Origin of the sequence: Paenibacillus vulneris (genome assembly GCF_039543185.1) — a bacterium.
Taxonomy (GTDB): Bacteria; Bacillota; Bacilli; order Paenibacillales; family NBRC-103111; genus Paenibacillus_S; species Paenibacillus_S vulneris.
Genome location: NZ_BAABJG010000026.1, coordinates 78,503 through 97,570, shown reverse-complemented (window position 1 = coordinate 97,570; position 19,068 = coordinate 78,503). Strand labels below are relative to the sequence as shown.

Annotated in this window: 19 protein-coding genes; 13 read left to right on the top strand and 6 right to left on the bottom strand. The window is 47.9% G+C overall.

The window, feature by feature from the left end; genetic code table 11:
• Nucleotide 1 precedes the first annotated feature (1 nt).
• Together ABEA66_RS22795 and ABEA66_RS22790 are read right to left on the bottom strand one after the other, a co-directional pair.
• Nucleotides 2-865: a class I SAM-dependent methyltransferase gene (locus ABEA66_RS22795; protein WP_345591080.1), complete on the bottom strand. Its 864-nt coding sequence runs from the start codon at nt 863-865 to the stop codon at nt 2-4.
• Between the two features lie 125 nt (nt 866-990).
• The gene (locus tag ABEA66_RS22790; RefSeq protein WP_345591078.1) at nt 991-2,115 is read right to left on the bottom strand and encodes a peptidylprolyl isomerase; all 1,125 of its coding nucleotides are present in this window, start codon (nt 2,113-2,115) and stop codon (nt 991-993) included.
• 330 nt (nt 2,116-2,445) lie between these two features.
• Here ABEA66_RS22790 and glgB point away from each other — a divergent pair, with 330 nt between their 5' ends.
• The 5 genes from glgB (at nt 2,446) to ABEA66_RS22765 (ending at nt 9,081) form a co-directional block, all read left to right on the top strand.
• Complete coding sequence (glgB, locus tag ABEA66_RS22785; protein WP_345591076.1) at nt 2,446-4,371, top strand: 1,4-alpha-glucan branching protein GlgB; 1,926 nt, start codon at nt 2,446-2,448, stop codon at nt 4,369-4,371.
• Between the two features lie 4 nt (nt 4,372-4,375).
• Nucleotides 4,376-5,542 (top strand): glucose-1-phosphate adenylyltransferase, encoded by a 1,167-nt coding sequence (locus tag ABEA66_RS22780; protein ID WP_079909018.1) that lies wholly within the window; start codon nt 4,376-4,378, stop codon nt 5,540-5,542.
• 15 nt (nt 5,543-5,557) lie between these two features.
• Nucleotides 5,558-6,658, top strand: coding sequence for a glucose-1-phosphate adenylyltransferase subunit GlgD (gene glgD / locus ABEA66_RS22775; RefSeq protein WP_225948023.1), 1,101 nt, complete (start codon nt 5,558-5,560; stop codon nt 6,656-6,658).
• Between the two features lie 63 nt (nt 6,659-6,721).
• Nucleotides 6,722-8,152, top strand: coding sequence for a glycogen synthase GlgA (gene glgA, locus ABEA66_RS22770; RefSeq protein ID WP_079909019.1), 1,431 nt, complete (start codon nt 6,722-6,724; stop codon nt 8,150-8,152).
• 89 nt (nt 8,153-8,241) lie between these two features.
• On the top strand, nt 8,242-9,081 hold the full coding sequence (locus ABEA66_RS22765; RefSeq protein WP_345591071.1) for an HAD family hydrolase: 840 nt from the start codon (nt 8,242-8,244) through the stop codon (nt 9,079-9,081).
• On the opposite strand, the gene ABEA66_RS22760 is transcribed toward ABEA66_RS22765, so the two are convergent.
• The 3 genes from ABEA66_RS22760 to ABEA66_RS22750 form a co-directional block, all read right to left on the bottom strand.
• Entirely contained in the window at nt 9,076-9,306 is a 231-nt protein-coding gene (locus tag ABEA66_RS22760; RefSeq protein WP_079909021.1) for a hypothetical protein, read from the bottom strand. The two genes, ABEA66_RS22765 and ABEA66_RS22760, sit on opposite strands and share 6 nt — an antisense overlap.
• Before the next feature lie 323 nt (nt 9,307-9,629).
• A complete protein-coding gene (locus tag ABEA66_RS22755; RefSeq protein WP_079909022.1) occupies nt 9,630-10,244 on the bottom strand; it encodes a nitroreductase family protein in 615 nt (204 codons plus the stop codon).
• Nucleotides 10,245-10,668: 424 nt separating this feature from the next.
• On the bottom strand, nt 10,669-10,923 hold the full coding sequence (locus ABEA66_RS22750) for a hypothetical protein (protein ID WP_079909023.1): 255 nt from the start codon (nt 10,921-10,923) through the stop codon (nt 10,669-10,671).
• A 131-nt stretch (nt 10,924-11,054) separates the two neighbouring features.
• Between ABEA66_RS22750 and ABEA66_RS22745 the strand changes: the two genes are divergently transcribed.
• Together ABEA66_RS22745 and ABEA66_RS22740 are read left to right on the top strand one after the other, a co-directional pair.
• Nucleotides 11,055-11,756, top strand: a complete 702-nt coding sequence (locus ABEA66_RS22745; protein ID WP_144027761.1) for a PIG-L deacetylase family protein — start codon at nt 11,055-11,057, stop codon at nt 11,754-11,756.
• Nucleotides 11,757-11,788: 32 nt separating this feature from the next.
• Nucleotides 11,789-11,962: a hypothetical protein gene (locus tag ABEA66_RS22740; RefSeq protein WP_179135889.1), complete on the top strand. Its 174-nt coding sequence runs from the start codon at nt 11,789-11,791 to the stop codon at nt 11,960-11,962.
• A gap of 33 nt (nt 11,963-11,995) precedes the next feature.
• Here ABEA66_RS22740 and ABEA66_RS22735 read toward each other — a convergent pair whose 3' ends face one another.
• Entirely contained in the window at nt 11,996-12,166 is a 171-nt protein-coding gene (locus ABEA66_RS22735) for a hypothetical protein (RefSeq protein WP_179135890.1), read from the bottom strand.
• 131 nt (nt 12,167-12,297) lie between these two features.
• Here ABEA66_RS22735 and ABEA66_RS22730 point away from each other — a divergent pair, with 131 nt between their 5' ends.
• From ABEA66_RS22730 to thyX, 6 genes are all read left to right on the top strand, one after another.
• Complete coding sequence (locus ABEA66_RS22730) at nt 12,298-12,765, top strand: DUF2306 domain-containing protein (RefSeq protein ID WP_079909025.1); 468 nt, start codon at nt 12,298-12,300, stop codon at nt 12,763-12,765.
• A gap of 157 nt (nt 12,766-12,922) precedes the next feature.
• On the top strand, nt 12,923-13,465 hold the full coding sequence (locus ABEA66_RS22725; RefSeq protein ID WP_179135891.1) for a histidine phosphatase family protein: 543 nt from the start codon (nt 12,923-12,925) through the stop codon (nt 13,463-13,465).
• A 115-nt stretch (nt 13,466-13,580) separates the two neighbouring features.
• On the top strand, nt 13,581-15,281 hold the full coding sequence (locus tag ABEA66_RS22720; RefSeq protein WP_345591062.1) for a molecular chaperone HscC: 1,701 nt from the start codon (nt 13,581-13,583) through the stop codon (nt 15,279-15,281).
• Nucleotides 15,281-17,254, top strand: coding sequence for a tetratricopeptide repeat protein (locus ABEA66_RS22715; RefSeq protein ID WP_345591060.1), 1,974 nt, complete (start codon nt 15,281-15,283; stop codon nt 17,252-17,254). Before ABEA66_RS22720 ends, ABEA66_RS22715 begins: the two co-directional genes overlap by 1 nt.
• Before the next feature lie 23 nt (nt 17,255-17,277).
• Nucleotides 17,278-17,925, top strand: coding sequence for a DUF1266 domain-containing protein (locus ABEA66_RS22710; RefSeq protein ID WP_345591057.1), 648 nt, complete (start codon nt 17,278-17,280; stop codon nt 17,923-17,925).
• Between the two features lie 414 nt (nt 17,926-18,339).
• The gene (gene thyX / locus ABEA66_RS22705; RefSeq protein ID WP_345591054.1) at nt 18,340-19,065 is read left to right on the top strand and encodes an FAD-dependent thymidylate synthase; all 726 of its coding nucleotides are present in this window, start codon (nt 18,340-18,342) and stop codon (nt 19,063-19,065) included.
• Nucleotides 19,066-19,068 lie beyond the last annotated feature (3 nt).

Below are 19,068 nucleotides of genomic sequence, written 5' to 3'. Positions count from 1 at the left end.
GTTAAGCCTCCCAGCGTCCTAGAATGCCGCACGGGAGCATAAGCTTGGATGCTGTAATCGGGAGTCCGATTTCGCCGCAGGTAATATTGCCTCCGTAGGATCTGCCCATGGACATGGCCAAAATATTTTTCAGCACGGTTGCCGAAATCCCCGTTGTGTAGGAGTTGATCAGCATGAAAAGCGGCTTGTCCGACATAATTTGCATGCAGGACTCTACGAATGGATAGAGGTTGGTTTCGAGCTTCCAAGTTTCTCCGCTAGGACCACGGCCATAGGAAGGCGGGTCCATAATAATGGCGTCGTACCGGCTGCCGCGGCGCTGTTCCCGCTGGACGAATTTGAAGACATCGTCCGTAATAAACCGGACAGGACGGTCGCCGAGCCCGGACAGCTGCAGGTTTTCCTTGGCCCATTGAACTACGCCCTTCGATGCATCCACATGACATACTTCCGCGCCGGCATAAGCGCAGGCTACGCTGGCTCCACCGGTGTAAGCAAATAAATTCAGAACGCGAATGCTGCGTCCGGCCCCCTGAATCTTATCGATCATCCATTTCCAGTTCGCCGCCTGCTCCGGGAAAAGACCGGTATGTTTAAAGCTGGTCGGCTTGATATGAAATTTCAGCTTATCGTAGGAGATGGTCCAGCGCTCCGGAAGATCTCGTTTATATTCCCATTGACCGCCGCCGCTGGAGCTTCTATGATAGTGGGCATCGGCGTTTCGCCATTGACCGGTTTCCTTGCCAATCGGCCAAATGATTTGGGGGTCAGGACGCCGAAGAACGATTTGTCCCCAACGCTCCAGCTTTTCCCCGTTACCCGTATCGATTAATTCATAATCTTTCCAATCGTGTGCTGCAAACATGACGTTACCTTCCTTCTAGGGCTATACCCATGCATATCTTTGATCCTACCACATTTTACACTAATTGCTTGAACAATGCCATGCAAGAAGACCGGGGAGCGTCCCCGGTCTTTTGGAGTGTTTATTTATTTGGGCAAATCTACATGATCAATCAAGGCAGGCAGCTCTTTTGTCATGAATTGATTGTAGTTCTTATCGATGAGCTGGTTTTTGATGGTTTCCTTCACATCGTCATAAGAACGCGTGGTGCGAGACTCTACGCGGATGATGTGGTACCCATACTCGGTTTCTACCGGATCGCTGATTTTGTTCAGCTCGAGAGAGATGGTCGCTTTCTTGAAGGCATCCGTCCATTTGACTACAGGCTCGTTCGTGTACAAGCCTCCGTTGTCGCTGGAGCCGGGGTCTTCGGAGTACTGTTTGGCCAATGCAGCGAAATCCCCGCCATTTTTCAGCTTATCCTGAACCTCCTTAAGCTTCTGGGAAATTTCGGCCTCCGTGCGTGCCTTTCCGTTGTCATCTTCCTTCATAATCAGAATATGACGTACCGAGGCGCTGATAATGGACTCGTCATTATTTGCCACCGCCTGGTCGTAAGCCGCTTTGACAGTAGGCTCGTCCGCTGTCGAATCGAGCCATGTCTGGGTAGCTACCACACCCTGAACATAGTTACGGATATCCGACTCGGTAATTCCTTGTTTACTCATGTCAGCCGCACGAGCGTCAAGAAATGATTTGGCTTCCGCGACTTGCTTATCCGCGGACTCGAGAGCTTCCGCGCGGTCCGTTTCATTTAATTTACTGTTGATGATGCGGGAAGCGATAATCTGGTTAATAACATATTGTTTGAATGCATCGTCAGGTTCTTTGGCACCGTATTGCGGATTGGTCATACGAAGAATGTAGGCGAATTTCTCGTAATCCCCGCGGGTTACCTGGCCTCCTTCATAGGTAGCCACAACGGCAGCCATATCGACTTTTTTGCCCACCCATACGGTTTGGGTATCGCCGTCCCATTGGACTTCCTTGCCGAGGGCTTCGCTGACGAAACGGAGCGGCACATACGTAGTCCCGTTATAAATAAACCCTTGACCCTGTTCTTCGGTCGGCGTTTTCACGATTCCGTCAAACATATATTTGATGTTTTGAAAATATACTTCAATCTGTGTCCCGCTCGCATAAGCGACCGATCCGGTCAGCATGACGCCAAGGGATAGTCCAAGCACGAGCCCTTTAAACTTGTCGTTCATTGGGGGAATTCATCCTCTCTTTTACTAACTCATGATATAGTCCAGTAGAAGATATTCAAGCTCAAGCAGCAATTTCCTGCATACCTGTTAGAAAAAGGTCAACTAATGTCAATTTTATAGAGATCCGATCGCTTTTTAGCGGAGCTTGTAAAATAAAGATTTTCTTCGAGAATACATAGGAAATGAAATAAAAATTTACCATGTAGTGGAAAATAAGGATGTTTTCAGAATTGCTGTAGAATTTGAAAAGTACGGAAAGGAATTTGCAGCCCGATGTAGTATTTGATTAATAGAGGCCGCAAAATTGAACAAAAAGGGGATGTATGACCTATGATGAGCGTAATCCCCGGTCCGGAAGATCTTTACCTCTTTCATGAGGGGAGCTTATTCCGCAGTTACCGGGTGCTGGGAGCGCATTTTACGGAACATGAAGGCACCCTTGGCGTTCGGTTTACCGTCTGGGCGCCGCATGCCCGTGAAGTCCGAGTCATTGGGGATTTTAACTTTTGGAACGGAAGCAGTCACGTTCTCCGTAAGGTGAGTACCTGGGGAGTATGGAGCTTATTCGTTCCGGGGGTCAAGGAAGGCGAGTACTACAAGTACGAAATCGTTACCGCCCAGGGCACATTGGTATGGAAGGCGGACCCGTATGCTTTTTACTCTGAGCTGAAACCGGGTACGGCCTCGCGTGTGACGTCGTTGGAGGGCTATGAGTGGCATGACCAGGAGTGGCAGCACAAGCAGCAGTCCCCCTATGCACAGCCTATGAACATTTATGAAGTCCATTTGGGAACATGGAAAAAGAAGCCTGAAGACCAGTATTACTCCTACCGGGAGCTGGCTGATGAGCTGATCGACTATGTCGTGCATATGGGATACACGCATGTGGAGCTGCTTCCCTTGGCCGAGCATCCGTATGATCGCTCATGGGGATATCAGGCTACCGGGTACTATTCGGTCACGAGCCGATTCGGAACTCCGAAGGACTTCATGTATTTCGTGGACCGATGCCATCAGTGCGGAATCGGCGTTATTATGGACTGGGTTCCGGGTCATTTTGTCAAGGATGATCACGGACTGCGCCATTTTGACGGCCAACCTCTCTATGAGCACAAGGATCCTTCGAGAGCGGAGAAGCCTCAGTGGGGGACGATGTCGTTTGACTTTTCCAAGCCTGAGGTGGTTAGCTTCCTTATTTCCAACGCCCTCTTTTGGATGGATATGTTCCATATTGACGGATTGCGCGTCGATGCGGTAGCCAGCCTGCTGTACTTGAATTTTGGCAAGCCGCGCAATGAATGGATTAAGAATGAGCAGGGCGGGGATGAAAATCTGGAGGCGATCGCTTTTTTGAAAAAGCTGAACCAGACCGTGTTTGCCCACTACCCTAACGCGCTCATGATGGCTGAGGATTCCAGCGATTGGCCGCTTGTAACTGCTCCGGTTCATTCCGGGGGTCTTGGCTTTAATTACAAATGGAATATGGGATGGATGAACGATATGCTCCGCTATATGGAGACTGACCCGTATTTCCGCAAAGGCAAGCATAATATGCTTACCTTCTCGTTTATGTACACTTACTCCGAAAATTACGTGCTGCCTCTATCGCATGATGAGGTGGTTCACGGCAAAAAATCACTACTCAACAAGATGCCTGGTGACTATTGGCAAAAATTCGCTAACCTCAGGGTGCTGTTCGGCTACATGATGGCGCACCCCGGCAAAAAGCTGCTGTTTATGGGCGGCGAATTCGGTCAGTTCGATGAGTGGAAGGATCTCGAGGATTTGGATTGGGAGATGCTCACCTATGACAGCCACCGCAGTATGCATCAATACGTCCACGATTTAAACCACCTTTACTTGCAGGAGAAAGCGCTATGGGAGCTGGACCATAGGCCCGAGGGCTTTACCTGGATCGACCCGCATGACCGCGACCAAAGCATCGTTACCTTTATCAGACATTCCAACGACCCGGATGATTTCTTAGTTGCCGTTTGTAACTTTACACCGGTAACCCACGCCAGATACCGAATCGGCGTACCTTATGCAGGAGAATATAGGGAGCTCTTTAACAGTGATACCCCTGTCTATGGCGGGTCCGGACAGTTGAATACGGGCAAGCTGAAAACCGAGAAGGTGGAGTGGCATTCACAGCCCTTTAGTTTGCATATCACGATTCCACCGTTAGCAACCGTCTTTATAGAGCCTGTCAAGATTCGACGTAAAGCAATCGCTGGTAAAAGAGAAAGGGGATAGGTTGATGCGAAAAAAAGAGTGCGTGGCCATGCTGCTTGCAGGGGGAGAAGGACGTCGTTTAGGCGTATTGACCAGTAAATTGGCTAAGCCTGCCGTTCATTTTGGAGGGAAGTACCGGATCATCGATTTTACGCTTAGCAACTGCACGAATTCAGGGATCGACACCGTTGGTGTACTAACACAATATCAACCATTGGTTTTAAATACATATATCGGCATTGGAACCCCTTGGGACCTTGACCGCAAAAACGGCGGCGTTACGGTGCTGCCTCCCTATATGGAGCAGCAAGGCGGGGATTGGTATAAAGGAACGGCCAATGCCATTTACCGGAACATATCGTTTATCGAACAATACGATCCGGAGTATGTGCTGGTGATATCAGGCGATCACATCTATAAGATGGACTACGATATGATGCTTGATTTCCACAAACGAAAAGGCGCCGACGCAACGATCGCCGTTATCGAGGTGAAGTGGGAGGAAGCCAGCCGCTTCGGGATTATGAGTACGGACGATGATGACCGGATCATCGAATTTGCCGAAAAACCGAAGGAGCCCAAGAGCAACCTGGCTTCAATGGGCATTTACATATTTAACTGGCAGGTGCTCAAATCGTATTTGGGCAAGGATGAGATGAATCCTGATTCCAGCAAAGACTTCGGCAAGGATGTCATTCCGCTCATGCTGCGGGAGCGGTTAAATATGTTCGCCTATCCATTCGAAGGGTACTGGAAAGATGTGGGTACGATAGAAAGCCTGTGGGAAGCCAATATGGATTTATTGGAGAATCAGCCGTTATTTAATCTGAATGATCCCGAATGGCGTATCTATTCCGTCAACCCGTGCCAGCCCGGGCAGTATGTGGCTCCAACCGCACAAATCCGCCGCAGCCTGATTAATGAAGGATGCAGCGTGCTCGGAGAAGTAGACCATTCCGTCTTGTTCTATGGCGTGCAGGTCGGGGAAGGAAGCTTTATAAAAGATTCTGTCATCATGCCGAATGTACGCATCGGGAGTAACGTAAAAATATACAAGGCTATCATTGGCGAAAACACGACGATAGAGGACGGCTGCGTTATTGGCGAGCCTGACGAGCAATCCAATATTATTTTGATCGGCAGTAACGAGACTATCACAATGGCAGCAACGATGGCCAACTTGAAAGGGTGAGTTCTTATGAAGCGTATGATGGGCGTAATCAATCTGGTGAACGAGCCGGATGATCTGGAAGAACTGACCTACTCTCGCTGCGTGGCCTCCGTGCCTTTTGGAGCGAGATACCGATTGGTCGATTTTACGTTATCTAATATGGTGAATTCCGGCATCGAGAATGTTGCGGTGTTTACGCAGCATAAATACCGCTCCCTGATGGACCACTTGGGCTCAGGCAAGGAATGGGATCTGGATCGCAAGCGGGGCGGACTTTTCCTGCTGCCTGCGATTCTTCATGAGACGACAGGCATGGCGCGCGGCGATTTATTTCAATTTTATAGCCATCGGGATTATTTCTACCGTGCCCGGGAAGAGTATGTCGTTATTTCACGCAGCCATATCGTGTGTAATATTGACTTGAACGACGTGTTGGATCAGCATCTGGAGAGCAATGCAGATATTACCGTTGTATATAAGCAAGCGGACGATGAGGAATTCGCCAAGTTCCGCCGGCTTGCCGTCAAAGAAGACGGCCAGGTCACTGTAATGGAGGATCAATCTGGCCGCCTGCGTAACGACAGCATTTCTATGGAAATGTATGTCATGAGCAAGGAGCTGCTGCTTGATATGGTAGAATCCTGCCTGGCGCAAGGATACGATCATCTGGTAAGAGACGGTATTATGAAAAATATCGATAAGCTGAGCGTCTACGGCTATATGCATCAAGGGCATACTGGCATAGTGAATACGATTCAAAGTTACTATAAACATAGCATGCAGCTGTTGAATCCGAAGGTATGGCGCGAGCTGTTCTTCCAGAAGCACCTGATATATACAAAGGTTAAGGATGAGCCTCCGGCGCGGTATGCGGAGAATGCTCATGCTCGCAATGCTCTGATTGCCAATGGGTGCACAATTGAAGGCAAGGTAGAGAACAGCATATTGTTCCGGGGCGTAAAAATACGCAAAGGGGCTTATGTAAAGAACAGCATCATCTTGCAAAACTGCGAAATTGAAGAAAATGTCATTATAGAGAATGCGATTCTGGACAAAGATGTGTTTATTAGCAGAGGTCGTGTACTGACTGGAGACAAACAAGCACCGTTTATCGCTTCCAAGACCAAGGTTATATAGAAAAAACAGCGTGTTGGAAGAAGACTTCCAGCACGCACTATAATAAAGGAGTGGTAGGAAGCCATGAAAGTGTTATTCGCTGCGTCGGAAGCCGTACCTTTTGCCAAAACCGGAGGCTTGGCCGATGTTATCGGATCGCTGCCGAAGGAGCTGGCCAAGCAAGGGATTGACGTAAGAGTTATACTGCCGAACTACGAAGATATCCCAGAGGTCTACACCAAAGCCATGGAGACCGTGGCGACCTTTACTCTGGAGATGGGATGGCGGCAGCTGTACTGCGGGATTCTGAAGCTGGAGCATGACGGCATTATCTTTTATTTTGTCGATAACGAATATTATTTCAAGCGCCGTGGCTGTTACGGATATGGCGATGATGCAGAGCGTTATGCCTACTTCTGCAGGGCGGTTATGGATTCGATGCAGCACATCGATTTCATTCCGGATATTCTTCACTGCCATGACTGGCAAACGGGGATGGTTCCTGTGCTGCACAGAGTTCACTTCAGCTATCAGCCTGAATATGCGAACATCAAGACGATCATGACCGTTCATAATTTAAAATATCAAGGGGTGTTCGCCAAGGAGCAGTTCAAAGACTTTTTTGCTCTAGGGGACGAGCATTTCACCGGGTATGCGTTAGAGCAGTATGGAGGCGCTAGCTTTATGAAGGGCGGGCTGTTATACTCCGACTTTATTACTACCGTTAGCCCTACCTACGCTCAGGAGATACAGACACCGTTCTATGGAGAATATTTGGACAGTCTTATGCGAAGCCAGAGCGGAAGACTTCTTGGCATCATAAACGGAATCGACTACGAAGAATTCGATCCGATGACCGATCCGCATCTGGAGGTCAATTACCGTGACTCCCTTCCGAAGAAGCAAATGAACAAACTCAAGCTGCAGGAGAGGCTGGGATTGCCGGTTAATAAGGATGTGCCGTTGATCGCTCTGGTAACGCGTCTGGTGGAGCAAAAGGGCCTTGCGCTTATCGACCGCGTCATTGAAGAATTAATCCAGCTGGATGCGCAATGGGTTATTCTGGGTACCGGCGAACATCGTTATGAGCAGCTGTTCCGGTGGGCAGCCGACCGTTATCCGGACAAGCTGTCGGCGAATATTCTGTTCGATGAAGGATTAGCTCGTCAAATGTATGCCGGCTCAGATTTGTTTCTGATGCCGTCCCAGTTCGAGCCCTGCGGGATTGGACAGCTTATAGCCATGCGCTATCGCTCTGTTCCTATAGTCCGTGAAACCGGCGGGTTGAAGGATACCGTGCAGCCCTATAATGAATCTACAGGGGAAGGAACCGGGTTCAGCTTCGCGCATTATAACGCTCATGATATGCTGTATACGGTGGAAAGAGCTGTACAGCTGTACCATGACGAAGAGGCTTGGACCCGAATCATGGCGAACATTAAGAAGAAGGATTTCAGCTGGCGCAAGTCTGCGCAGCAATACGCTGCCCTGTACGACCAGCTGGTAGAGGCATAAGCGAGACGAGGAATATGCAACGACCTTAAACCAACGCCGTCACGGCGTTGGTTTACTTATTCCTGCACAAACCGGAGAGGGGATTCCGATTGAAAACCAAATATGTAGTCACCGACTTGGATGGTACACTGCTTCGTTCGGACGGCGTGCTGTCTTCCTTTGCCACGAACGCCCTGAATCAGGCGTTGGATCATGGCATTATCATTACCTATGCAACAGCCAGAAGCTATAAGAGCTCTACAACCGTAGCAGGGAATGTGGATTGGAAATATCCGTTAATCTTATACAATGGGGCCCTCTTATTCGATCCTGTCGGCATGAAACAGCTGGATGGAGCGTTTCTTAGTCCAAGCTTGACCGGGCAAGTGATCCGGTTAGGCAAGTCGTTTGATTTAAGTCCTCTTTGGTTCGCCTTAGACGAACCGTTCGAGGAGCGGGTGTTTCATGAACGGCTGAAGCGCAAGGGTGAATTGCAGTTCGTCTCCAGCCGTCCTAACGATCCGAGATTCCAGGAGCTTCCGGAGCTTCTTCATTCAGATCGGTATTCTACGCTAACTCTTACCTATATTGGGTATAAAGAAGAGCTCGAGCCTTTGATGAATGCAATCCGCCAACAGTTTGGGAACACTATTCATCTTCATTTCATGCCGGATGCCTATATTGCAGATCATTATTTTCTTGAAGTCAGCCACCCCAAAGCTAATAAAAAGGAGGGGCTGCTGAAGTGGGCGCAACGGATTGGATGTGACCCGGGGGACATCATTGTGTTCGGCGATAATTGGAACGATATCGGATTATTTGAAGCAGCCGGAACCGCCATTGCCGTTGCGAATGCCCAGAAGGAGCTTAAAGCGATTGCGGATCAGATTATTGAATTGAATGAGGAAGACGGTGTAGCTAACTATGTGCTGAACTTGATTCCGTCATGAATGATCAGCAGCCAGGTCATCATAATACATCGTTTCATTATTAAATGAACGATTGATAGACAAGAACGTATGGATGAGCTCGAAGAGCTCGGATTGATCCAATTGCAAAGACACGGTTTCTTCACTCGACGGATGGGCCGAAACGTTAAGCAGGATGGATTTGTGATCCTGATCGACTTGAATTTCCCATTGGTCTTTTTTTAGTACGCTTTCCCACACGTGCAATCACGCTCCCCTTTTTTTGCTATAGGCTCATGCTTGTTCCATAATTGGACATGATATTCATTATATGATTTCTTTTTCACAAATATGTCTTCGTGATAGAGCAACCCTTGTTTGGAAGCTTCAAGTTTTTTCTTTGTGTTGTGTGATAGACAAACACTCAAAAAAGAGAGCAGTTGAAAGATAAATTGCCGTAATGAATTGAAAAAAGCGGAGCAGCCTATGCTCCGCTTTCGTATACCATGATAGAATTCATTATTTTCGGGGCTCGCGCAAAGTGCCTGTATCAGCTTCGATGCTAAGGCAATCGCTTTTGCGGGAATATATTATTTAGACACGCTTCCTTCAAAAATAACCTCTTGAAGCGGCCGGCGGTTATTAGGTACCTCGCGCTCCTGGAGAGGCTCTGGCAGTATACCTACATCGCCCTGGTAGCCCAGCGTTACTACGGCGTGCAGTTCGAATTCTTCCGGAACGTTCAGTAAAGAACGCGCCAATGTCTTATCGAAGCCGCCGATAGCATGAGTAGCCAGACCGAGTAATTTGGCTTGCAGCGCCAAGTACCCCCAGGCTGTGCCGGCATCGAAAGTGTGAGCCGGATTCGCATCTCCATTAGCTCTTGTTTTGTCGGAAGCAACCAATATCAGGACTGGGGCTTTATCGGCCCATGAACGGTTGAATTCATTTAGAAATTGGTGGAATACGGCCAATTGCTCCTCTGTTTTAGCTACGATAAACCGCCAAGGCTGATCGTTGTAGGATGACGGAGCCCAGTGAGCAGCTTCCAAAACGGTGAAAAGGTCGGCATCCGAAACTTGTTGATTGGAATAGGCACGAGGCGACCATCGATTCAGAAACACCGGGTTAATAGGATACTCGGATTGCCGATGGGCTTGAACCTCTTCTTGAACCTGATTAAGAACCAAACTGGATTGACTCATATAATAATACCACCTTTCCAATAGGAATTATATGTAATATAACATACTTATCATTAGTAAGCAACCGCACTATAATAACTTCTTATAGTAAACTATACCTTACAGCGAGAACCATTTGTCATGATTTACAGATATTTCACAAAAATCTGCATGATTATCATATTTTCTTCATAAAAGTATGTGTAAATGGAAGTGATAAAGAAAAAAAGAGGTGCGGCCATGTATTATTGTATCTGTTGCAAATATTTGCATTCCTTTCACCATACAAAGGAAGAAGTTGTATTTAAAAGCGGGTTTCACTATGTACAATCCAACCTGTATCCTGCAGGATTATGCGGATTAGGTAAGCTTTACACGAAAGAGGATCAGCCTGCAACGGCTTAAGAATCAAAAAAGCCCCTCATGGAAGAGGGACTTCGTGCTATTAATAGATAGGGCCAAAACGGGGTCTGTCCAATAAAGCGATAACCAGCAAATCAAATAGAACCAATGGAATGATGAACGGGAAAAAGGAAATGGTAGCTTGGTTGCGTCCGCTCGGACGAATGGCTTGAATATACACTTTATCGTGCGTTACTTTCATGATTTTTCCTTCATAGGTATCTCCTTGTACGGTTGTGATCCTGACGTTTCGATGCATATATTTTTTGCATTGGTTATAGGGATGGGAATGGGACATAATAACCCTCCTTTCTAGCGGGACATGATATACTATATGCGATTCTATTAATGAAGGTTCGGGATTCATATAGCTCTACTACCCTTATTTCTATCGCGCAGAATTGATATAATAAGTGGGAGGAGATGATGATGATGGGGCGAACGGCCGCTTTTATTTTTGCGCATCCGGATGATGAGTCTTTTTTGTGCGCTTGTTTAATTAAACAGCTTGCAGAGAACGGGGAGAATCCTGTACTTCTGCTGGCTACCCGAGGCGATGCCGGAAAAAAGAATGGCGATGTAGCCCATTTGACGAATGAGGAGCTTGGAACGCTTCGGGAGCAGGAGATGGCTGCTGCGGCTAACATTATTGGTATAAGCAAAGTCGAGCACCTGGGATACCCTGACGGGAAATTAAAGGAGGTAGAGGAGAACGAATTCGTGGGGCGTGTGGTTGATTTTATTCAAGAGCATCAGCCTCAAGTGGTCGTCACCTTTCCGGAGGACGGAGGCAACTTTCACCCCGACCATATGACGATTTCCAAAATAGCGACTTCGGCCGTTCTAAGCGGGCGGTGCCCATCGGTTCAGAAGCTTTATTACATAGCCTCCAGCACGCTGCAAGAGAGCGGCCATCATCCTTCTATTACGTTGGATACGGAACCATATTGGTCCATGAAAGCAGAAGCGCTGCGAGCGCATCAATCGCAAATTTATGCGATTCAGAGATATTTCGGCGATCTGGAGTCGTTTCCGGAGAATCGCCGGTATGAATCCTTTGTTCTTGCGTGGGAAAGAGGTGCTTGGTACCCTGCAAGATTAGAGCAGTCGATTTATGATGGGATCATCTGATAGAGGCTGAACCAAAAGGGGAGAAGATTCAATTGACAAGACAATATGCTATCGATATGGCAAAAAAGTTATTTAGAGAAACCGAGAAGTCCCATTACGTCATATGGTTTCCGGATTCGAACGAATATGTTGTTATGGATCAAGACGAATTTGCCAGAAATAAAGACGAACTGAATAGATCGGTTGTATTCAGCATTGAAAATTGATGGAAGTACAGGAGAGGAGGGGTTCCCCTCCTGCTATTCCCATCCCTTGGGTTCCGTCTTCGGCTTCTTGAACAGCGATATTTTTTGCCACCATTTTTGGTGCTGATTCTCGTTCAGAATGCACCTTACCTGCTGCATCAACAGCTTGGCCCTGTCCTCACCGCGATAAAGCTTCAGTTCTTCGTAAAATTTTTCCGAATCCATTGATTTCACCTGATGTATGTAATTTGCGTAGAGCACTATCGTAGCAATTAATTGCAGCCAATTCAAGAATAGAACTGGGAGGTCAAGGGAATACCAGCGAACCGACATAAGAAATGAGGAAGTTATTAGACGTGAATACCTATGGTTTGATCCTGACGCTCCATATCGTTGCAGGCACAATATGCCTTATAACGGGCGCGATATCTGCTTTCGCCCAAAAAAGAAAAGGGCTGCATACTGCCGTGGGTGAGCTTTATCACGCTTGCTACGTCGTTATTCTTCTAAGCTCCGTTATCATGGCTGTCATGCATTGGGCGGAGAGCGTCTATTTGTTTTACATCGCCATTTTTTCATACGGGCTGGCCTTTTACGGGTATATCGCCAAAAAAAGACGCCGTCCCGGATGGATAGGACAACATATCGGCGGGATGCTCGGTTCATATATCGGGATCATAACCGCTGTACTAGTCGTTAACGGACATCACATTCCTGTGCTGAATCAGCTGCCTATTCTGGCCATCTGGTTCCTGCCCACCATTATAGGAACCCCGCTTATTGTTATGGTGGGGAGACGATATAAACGAAGGAAGAAGGCTTGAGGAATCAAGCTTTTTTTTCGTTTCGGGGTCTCCCGCAAAGCAGCCGAATCGGCTTTGAGGCCAATCCCACCTTGCAGTATTGTCACTGCTGGATATTACGACCAATTCTGGTATGTGTTATGATAGAGTGTATAGGCCTAATAAGGGGGAACGAGCTATGGCTGTTTTTTATCTCGTCAGACATGGAGAGCCGGATTGGGGCTTGAAAGAGGAGAAGCAATTGCAAGGAGCGATGAGAGACTTCGTTCCGTTGACCGCGACGGGAGTGCTTCAAGCTGAGAAGGTGATGAACTGTCATCCGTATTTACGGGAGTGCGATCTGATCCTATCTTCACCGTATACGCGAGCGCTTCAGACAGCTGCCATCATGAACCGAACGTTAGGCAAACCTTTGCAGGTAGAATTTGACCTTTATGAATGGACTCCGGATCAGTGGGAGGCAGCTTCGGCCGATGAAATTCACGAGCTGTGGAAGGATTATATGCTTCACGACGGTTGCTGGCCGGAGGGAGAAACGCGGCTATGGGAGACCAAGGCAAGCTTATGGAGTCGAATTAATGGGGTTCTTGCCCGATACGAGAGTTATTCCAACGTCGTCGTCGTCTGCCACGGGATGGTTATTTCCACTCTATTGGGGCTTGCTTCGACGGAAATCGAGCTTTGCGGGGTTTATGAGTACTGTCATAGCCGAATGCCTTAAAACAGGCTCCCCAGGTAGGCAGACTTTAAAAACAAGCTTCAAATTCCGATAAATATCTTTATGGAAACGAGAGAGTTTTCCTAATACAACAAAATTTTGAAACGGGGTAACAGGCATGACAATGATTGGTATTGATTTGGGAACTACGAACAGTCTGGTTGCCTATTGGACTGAAGAAGGGCCCAAGATTATACCGAATGTGCTCGGGGAAAATCTGACCCCTTCCATAGTCAGTGTAGATGAAAACGGAGAAATTCTGGTCGGGCAAATCGCGAAGGAAAGGCTAATCACACATCCGGAACTTACAGCAGCCGCCTTTAAGCGGTACATGGGGACGGAGAAAATATTTCGTCTTGGCCGGTACTCCTTTACCCCTGAGGAGCTGTCTTCGTTCGTCGTCAAATCTTTGAAATCCGACGCGGAAGCGTTCCTCGGCCAAGAGGTGACAGAGGCGGTCATCAGTGTTCCCGCTTACTTTAATGATACGCAGCGGAAGGCGACCAAGAAAGCGGCGGAGATTGCCGGTCTTAAGGTAGAGCGGCTTATCAGCGAGCCGACAGCGGCGGCCATTGCCTACGGACTGCACCAGGAACGGTCGGATACAAAGTTCCTTGTCTTTGATTTAGGCGGAGGCACCTTCGATGTATCGATATTGGAGTTTTTCGAAGGGGTTATGGAGGTGCAGTCCATTGCCGGGGATAACTATTTGGGAGGCGAGGATTTTACTCAGCTCCTCGTTTCCTATTTTTACGAAACCAAGGGTATCGACTACCAGGAGCTGGATTTCAAGGCGCGTTCCGCGCTATTCAAGCAGGCGGAGCTGTGCAAGCGTGCATTGGGCAGCAATCCAACGGGACAAATGAGCTTTACCTGGCAGGATCAGGAGTACGAGCTGACTTTGGATCGTGCCGGTTTTGAGAGAATTGCCGGCCAGCTCATATTTCGTCTGCGGCATCCCATCGAACGCGCGCTGCGTGACGCTTCCCTCTCGCCGGATGAGTTGGATGCGGTCATTCTTATTGGCGGAGCAACGAGAATGCCAGTTATCAAATCGGTTGTCAGCAAAATATTCGGCAGGCTGCCGTTCAGCCAGATCAATCCGGACGAAGCGGTAGCTCTCGGGGCTGCCATTCAGGTTGCGCTTAAGGAAAGAAACGAGGCGCTGAAGGAAGTCGTTCTGACAGACGTGTGCCCTTATACATTAGGCATCGAAATAACGAAGCGATTGGGGAACGGCCACTTTGACGACGGTCACTTCAGTCCGATCATTGAACGCAACACACCTATTCCCGTGAGCAAGGTGGAAAGGTTCTACACTATACACGATCAGCAAAAAGCGATCCAAGTCGTTGTATTCCAAGGGGAGAGCCGTAAGGTAGACCAAAATATTAAGCTTGGCGGGCTGTCTGTTCAAGTACCTCCGGATGAAGCGGGCAGGCAAGCGATCGATGTCAGATTCACCTATGATATTAACGGGATTTTGGAGGTGGAGGTGACTTCGGTTAGCACCGGGGTCAAGCAGAAGACCATCATAGAGAAAAACCCGGGCAAGCTGACGCAGCAGGAAATCGAGAACAGATTGAAGGAGCTGCAGGATATCAAGATTCACCCCCGTGAACGAACGGAGAACAGGCTGCTTCTTGCCATGGGAGAAAGGCTGTATGAGGAAGCGTTGGGAGAGAAACGGGCGGAAATTGCCTTTTTGCTGGAGCAATTCGAAAGGGTTCTGGCTTCTCAAAACGAGCAGGAGGTTAAAAAGGCTGCCTCAACACTCAAGAAGCAGTTAGAGCATTTGGAGAGGTGGCGTGACTTTTAATGCAATTGTGGGACATACTCGGGATGGAACCGACGGACGATGTAGCTGCCATCAAGAGAGCGTATGCTGCCAAGCTGAAGCTGCATCATCCCGAAGAGGACCCGGAGGGCTATCAAAGGCTCAGGGAGGCTTATGATCAAGCCGTAAAATGGGCTAAAAAGCGAAGCAAGGAGCGCAGTTCCGAACAGGAACAACATAAGCTCGAGGCCTCCGCAGCCTTGGATCCGGAGCAAGCAGAAGCCTATGGAGGGAACGAAGAGCCTGAGGAGGACGAATGGGAAGAGGACGACGATGAGGATGAGGAATATGAGGAGGAATCGGATCAGCCTTTTCATGTTCGTAGGCTATTATCCTATATTGAACGGAACGAACCTCTGGATACCAAAAGTCCGGTAGATTCGTTTCTGTCGCAGGTAGAGGCATTGTACCGGAATTTTAACTCGCGGGTGGATACGAATGCTTGGATAGACCTGTTGAATGCGGATGTCGTATGGAACGTGAATTTACAAAGCAGCCTGTCCCAAAGCATGCTTGACTTTTTGGAGGAAGAGCATTATTTCTTGCCGGAGGCCGTATGGAGGCTCCTCGAACAGGCGTTTCATTGGAAGGAGCAGGCCGCCCAAGATCCGGATTGGTTTCAGGAGCATTACCCCAAAGTATATGCCTACGCTGTAGCACATGAACAGCCATTGCACAGGGGATATTCGGTTCTTCTCCAAGCTTCGGATCTGGATTATGATGCTTTTCTAGCTTATAGGGAAAAAGGTCTGCTTGCTTTTCTGGAGCAAAACTATCATTTGGCGGCAAGCCTGCTACAACAAGCGGAAGAACGGTTCGACTCTGATCCCGATGTCATTCGGCTGCAAATGGAATGTTCGATACGGTTAGGTCATTGGGAAAATGCGTTGTATGCATGCAACCAATTAATGAAGGTAATACCGGATTCGCTGGAAGCGTATTTGAGCCGGGCGCGGGTTAGGCTTGAAGAGGGACATGCCAGGGAGGCATTGCAGGATCTCTCCAGGGTTCTCGAGCAAGCTCCAAGCCACACACTCGCTCTTTCCCTTGCCGGGAATTCATACAAAAAGCTTGGGGAGTCTGACAAGGCGCTGGAATTATATCAACGTCTTCTGCAAGCGGACCCTAATGATATCGAAGCTATGCTTTCCATAGCGGAAATTCAGGCGCAAAAAACAGAGGAGCTGCAAAGGCGGGGAGGAAGCGGGAAGAGAGCGGAGCTGAAGCGGCTTAAGGTGGAGCTTGGAAGGACTCCGCTAGGATTTAGATTGAAGCGAAGCGCCTACTTGCTCATTGGAGGAAAGTGGTTCACTTTGATTGCGATCCTTGCACTTCATATTTTCATTTCTTCTTCCTTTGTGAAGCATACGGGGGAATCTCCCCTGGGTTATATAGCCAATCTCGTAAAGCCTGTGGAGCTAGAGAAGATTACCTCAGCAGCCGACCTGGAGCTTCTACCTCCGAAAGTCAATGCCGTGAAGATGCAGCTGTCCAACGCAGCTTACATGGGGATTAATGAAGTGGTGACGAAAGACGCTAACGGGAAGCCCCAAACATTGTATCTTTCAACAGCCGAGGTAGAAAAACAGGGGCTGTCATCCCAGGTGGAAGGCTACCTGAACATCGGTTATTTGAATGGAGACCCTATTCTTATCGTCAGCAATTATAAGCAGGCCAAAGACATCTATGATAACAAATCGATTGAAATCAGTGGAACCGTTCGTCCGCTGGAATCGGAAGAAATGCTGGGAGAATACGATAAGTGGAAAAAGAAATTCCCTAAAGCGGTACAGAATCCGTTATATGAAAAATATTTGGATTCAAAAAAGAAGCCCGTTCCTGCCCGGACCAGCCTTCCGTTCCGCATCTACGTATATACTTTTATTTTGTTTCTGTATTACATTTCATTATTTAGAGAAGTGAGAAGAGTGTGGAGGTTCCTCCGCTATACTTAATGAATAAAAAGAGAGGATCAACAATGAACCCTGGTGCTGAGCAAATCAAATTAGCTTCCCAGCCTTATGTAGAGGCTTTGACAGCCATGTGCATTGTAGGGCGGGACGGAGACTACCATGTACAGAACCCAGAATGGATTTATTCGAAAAGAAGCTTTATGCGCAACATGTTCGCCCACTGGGGGGTCGGAAGCTCGGACGAGCTTAAGCAGAATATAGAATGGTCCATAGCAACGGGTCAAAGAAAAGAATTTGATGATATGACCCTGCTGCTGTCTTCCCTTTCGGAACAGGACAGAATGCGGTATTTGGAATCGCAAAAAGGGGATACGGCTCAAAGCTTTAAGCTGTCCATCGTAAACAGCTATCTTGGGAGAATGCCCGCTGGAGGTATAGCGGCGAACGACTATACGTGGGCTGTCTTTAAATGCTGCGCGGGACATAAGATGGATTATTTAACCGAGGATGAAAAATGGACTTATATAGGAGACATTATCCAATTGGTCAAAAGTCAGTATTCGAATTGGAAAGACTATCTGATCAGCTTTACTGTTGGCGGCGCTTTTAATTCCACGCTTCAAAGCAGCGATTATATCAGCGAAAACCGGGCAATTATCACTAAGCTGCTGGTGTCTGATTACAGTCCCTTGCGGCAGGCGATTTTAAAGTAGCGGGGGAACAAAGGAGGCGGGTTACCTTCTGGGTTTGTTGAAAAAACTGTGGGGCTTGAAAAATTGCGTCGGTACCCCGGTAGGGTATCCCCCTCCGGTCGCTGTTGTTCTCGGGAAATTTTGATTATATTCGCCATATAGCGGGAATTTCCCGAGAACAAAGGCGAACGCTATCGCTCCTACAGTGGACACCCCACCTATAACCTTTTGCATTTTTCGTATGATAAAGTTCCTCAACAACCAGGGAGGCGGATTGCCGCCTCTCTTTGTTTTTTGGGAAAATAGGAAAGGAAAGACAAGATGGAGATAAAAGAAAGCATGGACACAAAGCAAGAAGAGTATGGTATAATCTCCCTGTTCTGACATCGATTATTCATGACTTATCAACCCTTCTAGAAGGAGATGCATATTTTCATGTCGTTTATTCAAGTGCTGGATAAAGGTTACGTAAGGCTTGTTAATCATATGGGATCGGATTTATCGGTCGTGAACGCAGCGCGCGTGTCGTATGCCAAAGAATCGAAGGAGCTGGAGCCTAAGGATATCCGGTTACTTCAATTTTTGGCAAGAGAGGGCCACACGTCGCCTTTCAGACATGTAATGCTGCAGTTTGAGGTCTACGCCCCGTTAATGGTGGCTAGACAATGGTGGAAGTATGTTGTCGGTTCCGCTCATATGGAAGGGACGGGTGACAGCCTGGAAGGCTGGAATGAATCCAGTCGAAGATATATTACGGAGGAGCCGACCTTCTATATTCCCGGGGATGAAGAATGGAGAAGCAAGCCGGCTAATTCCAAGCAAGGAAGCGGCGAACCGATAGATAAAGAAATCGGCATGAAGCTGACACAGCAATTAATCGATATTATCGAGCTGGGCATTCAAAAATATGAAGAGGCGCTCAATAACGGAGTATGTGCAGAGCAGGCACGGTTATTTTTGCCATCGTACGGTATGTATGTTCGTTGGTATTGGACGGCTTCTTTGCAATCCGTGTGTCATTTTCTGAATCAAAGGCTGGAGCATGACGCTCAGAAGGAAATACAGGAATATGCAAAAGCTATTTTGGAGCTGAGTAAGCCGTTATTTCCTTATTCCGTAGCAGAACTAATGCAGCAACATACTGATACCGGCCAGGAGTGATCA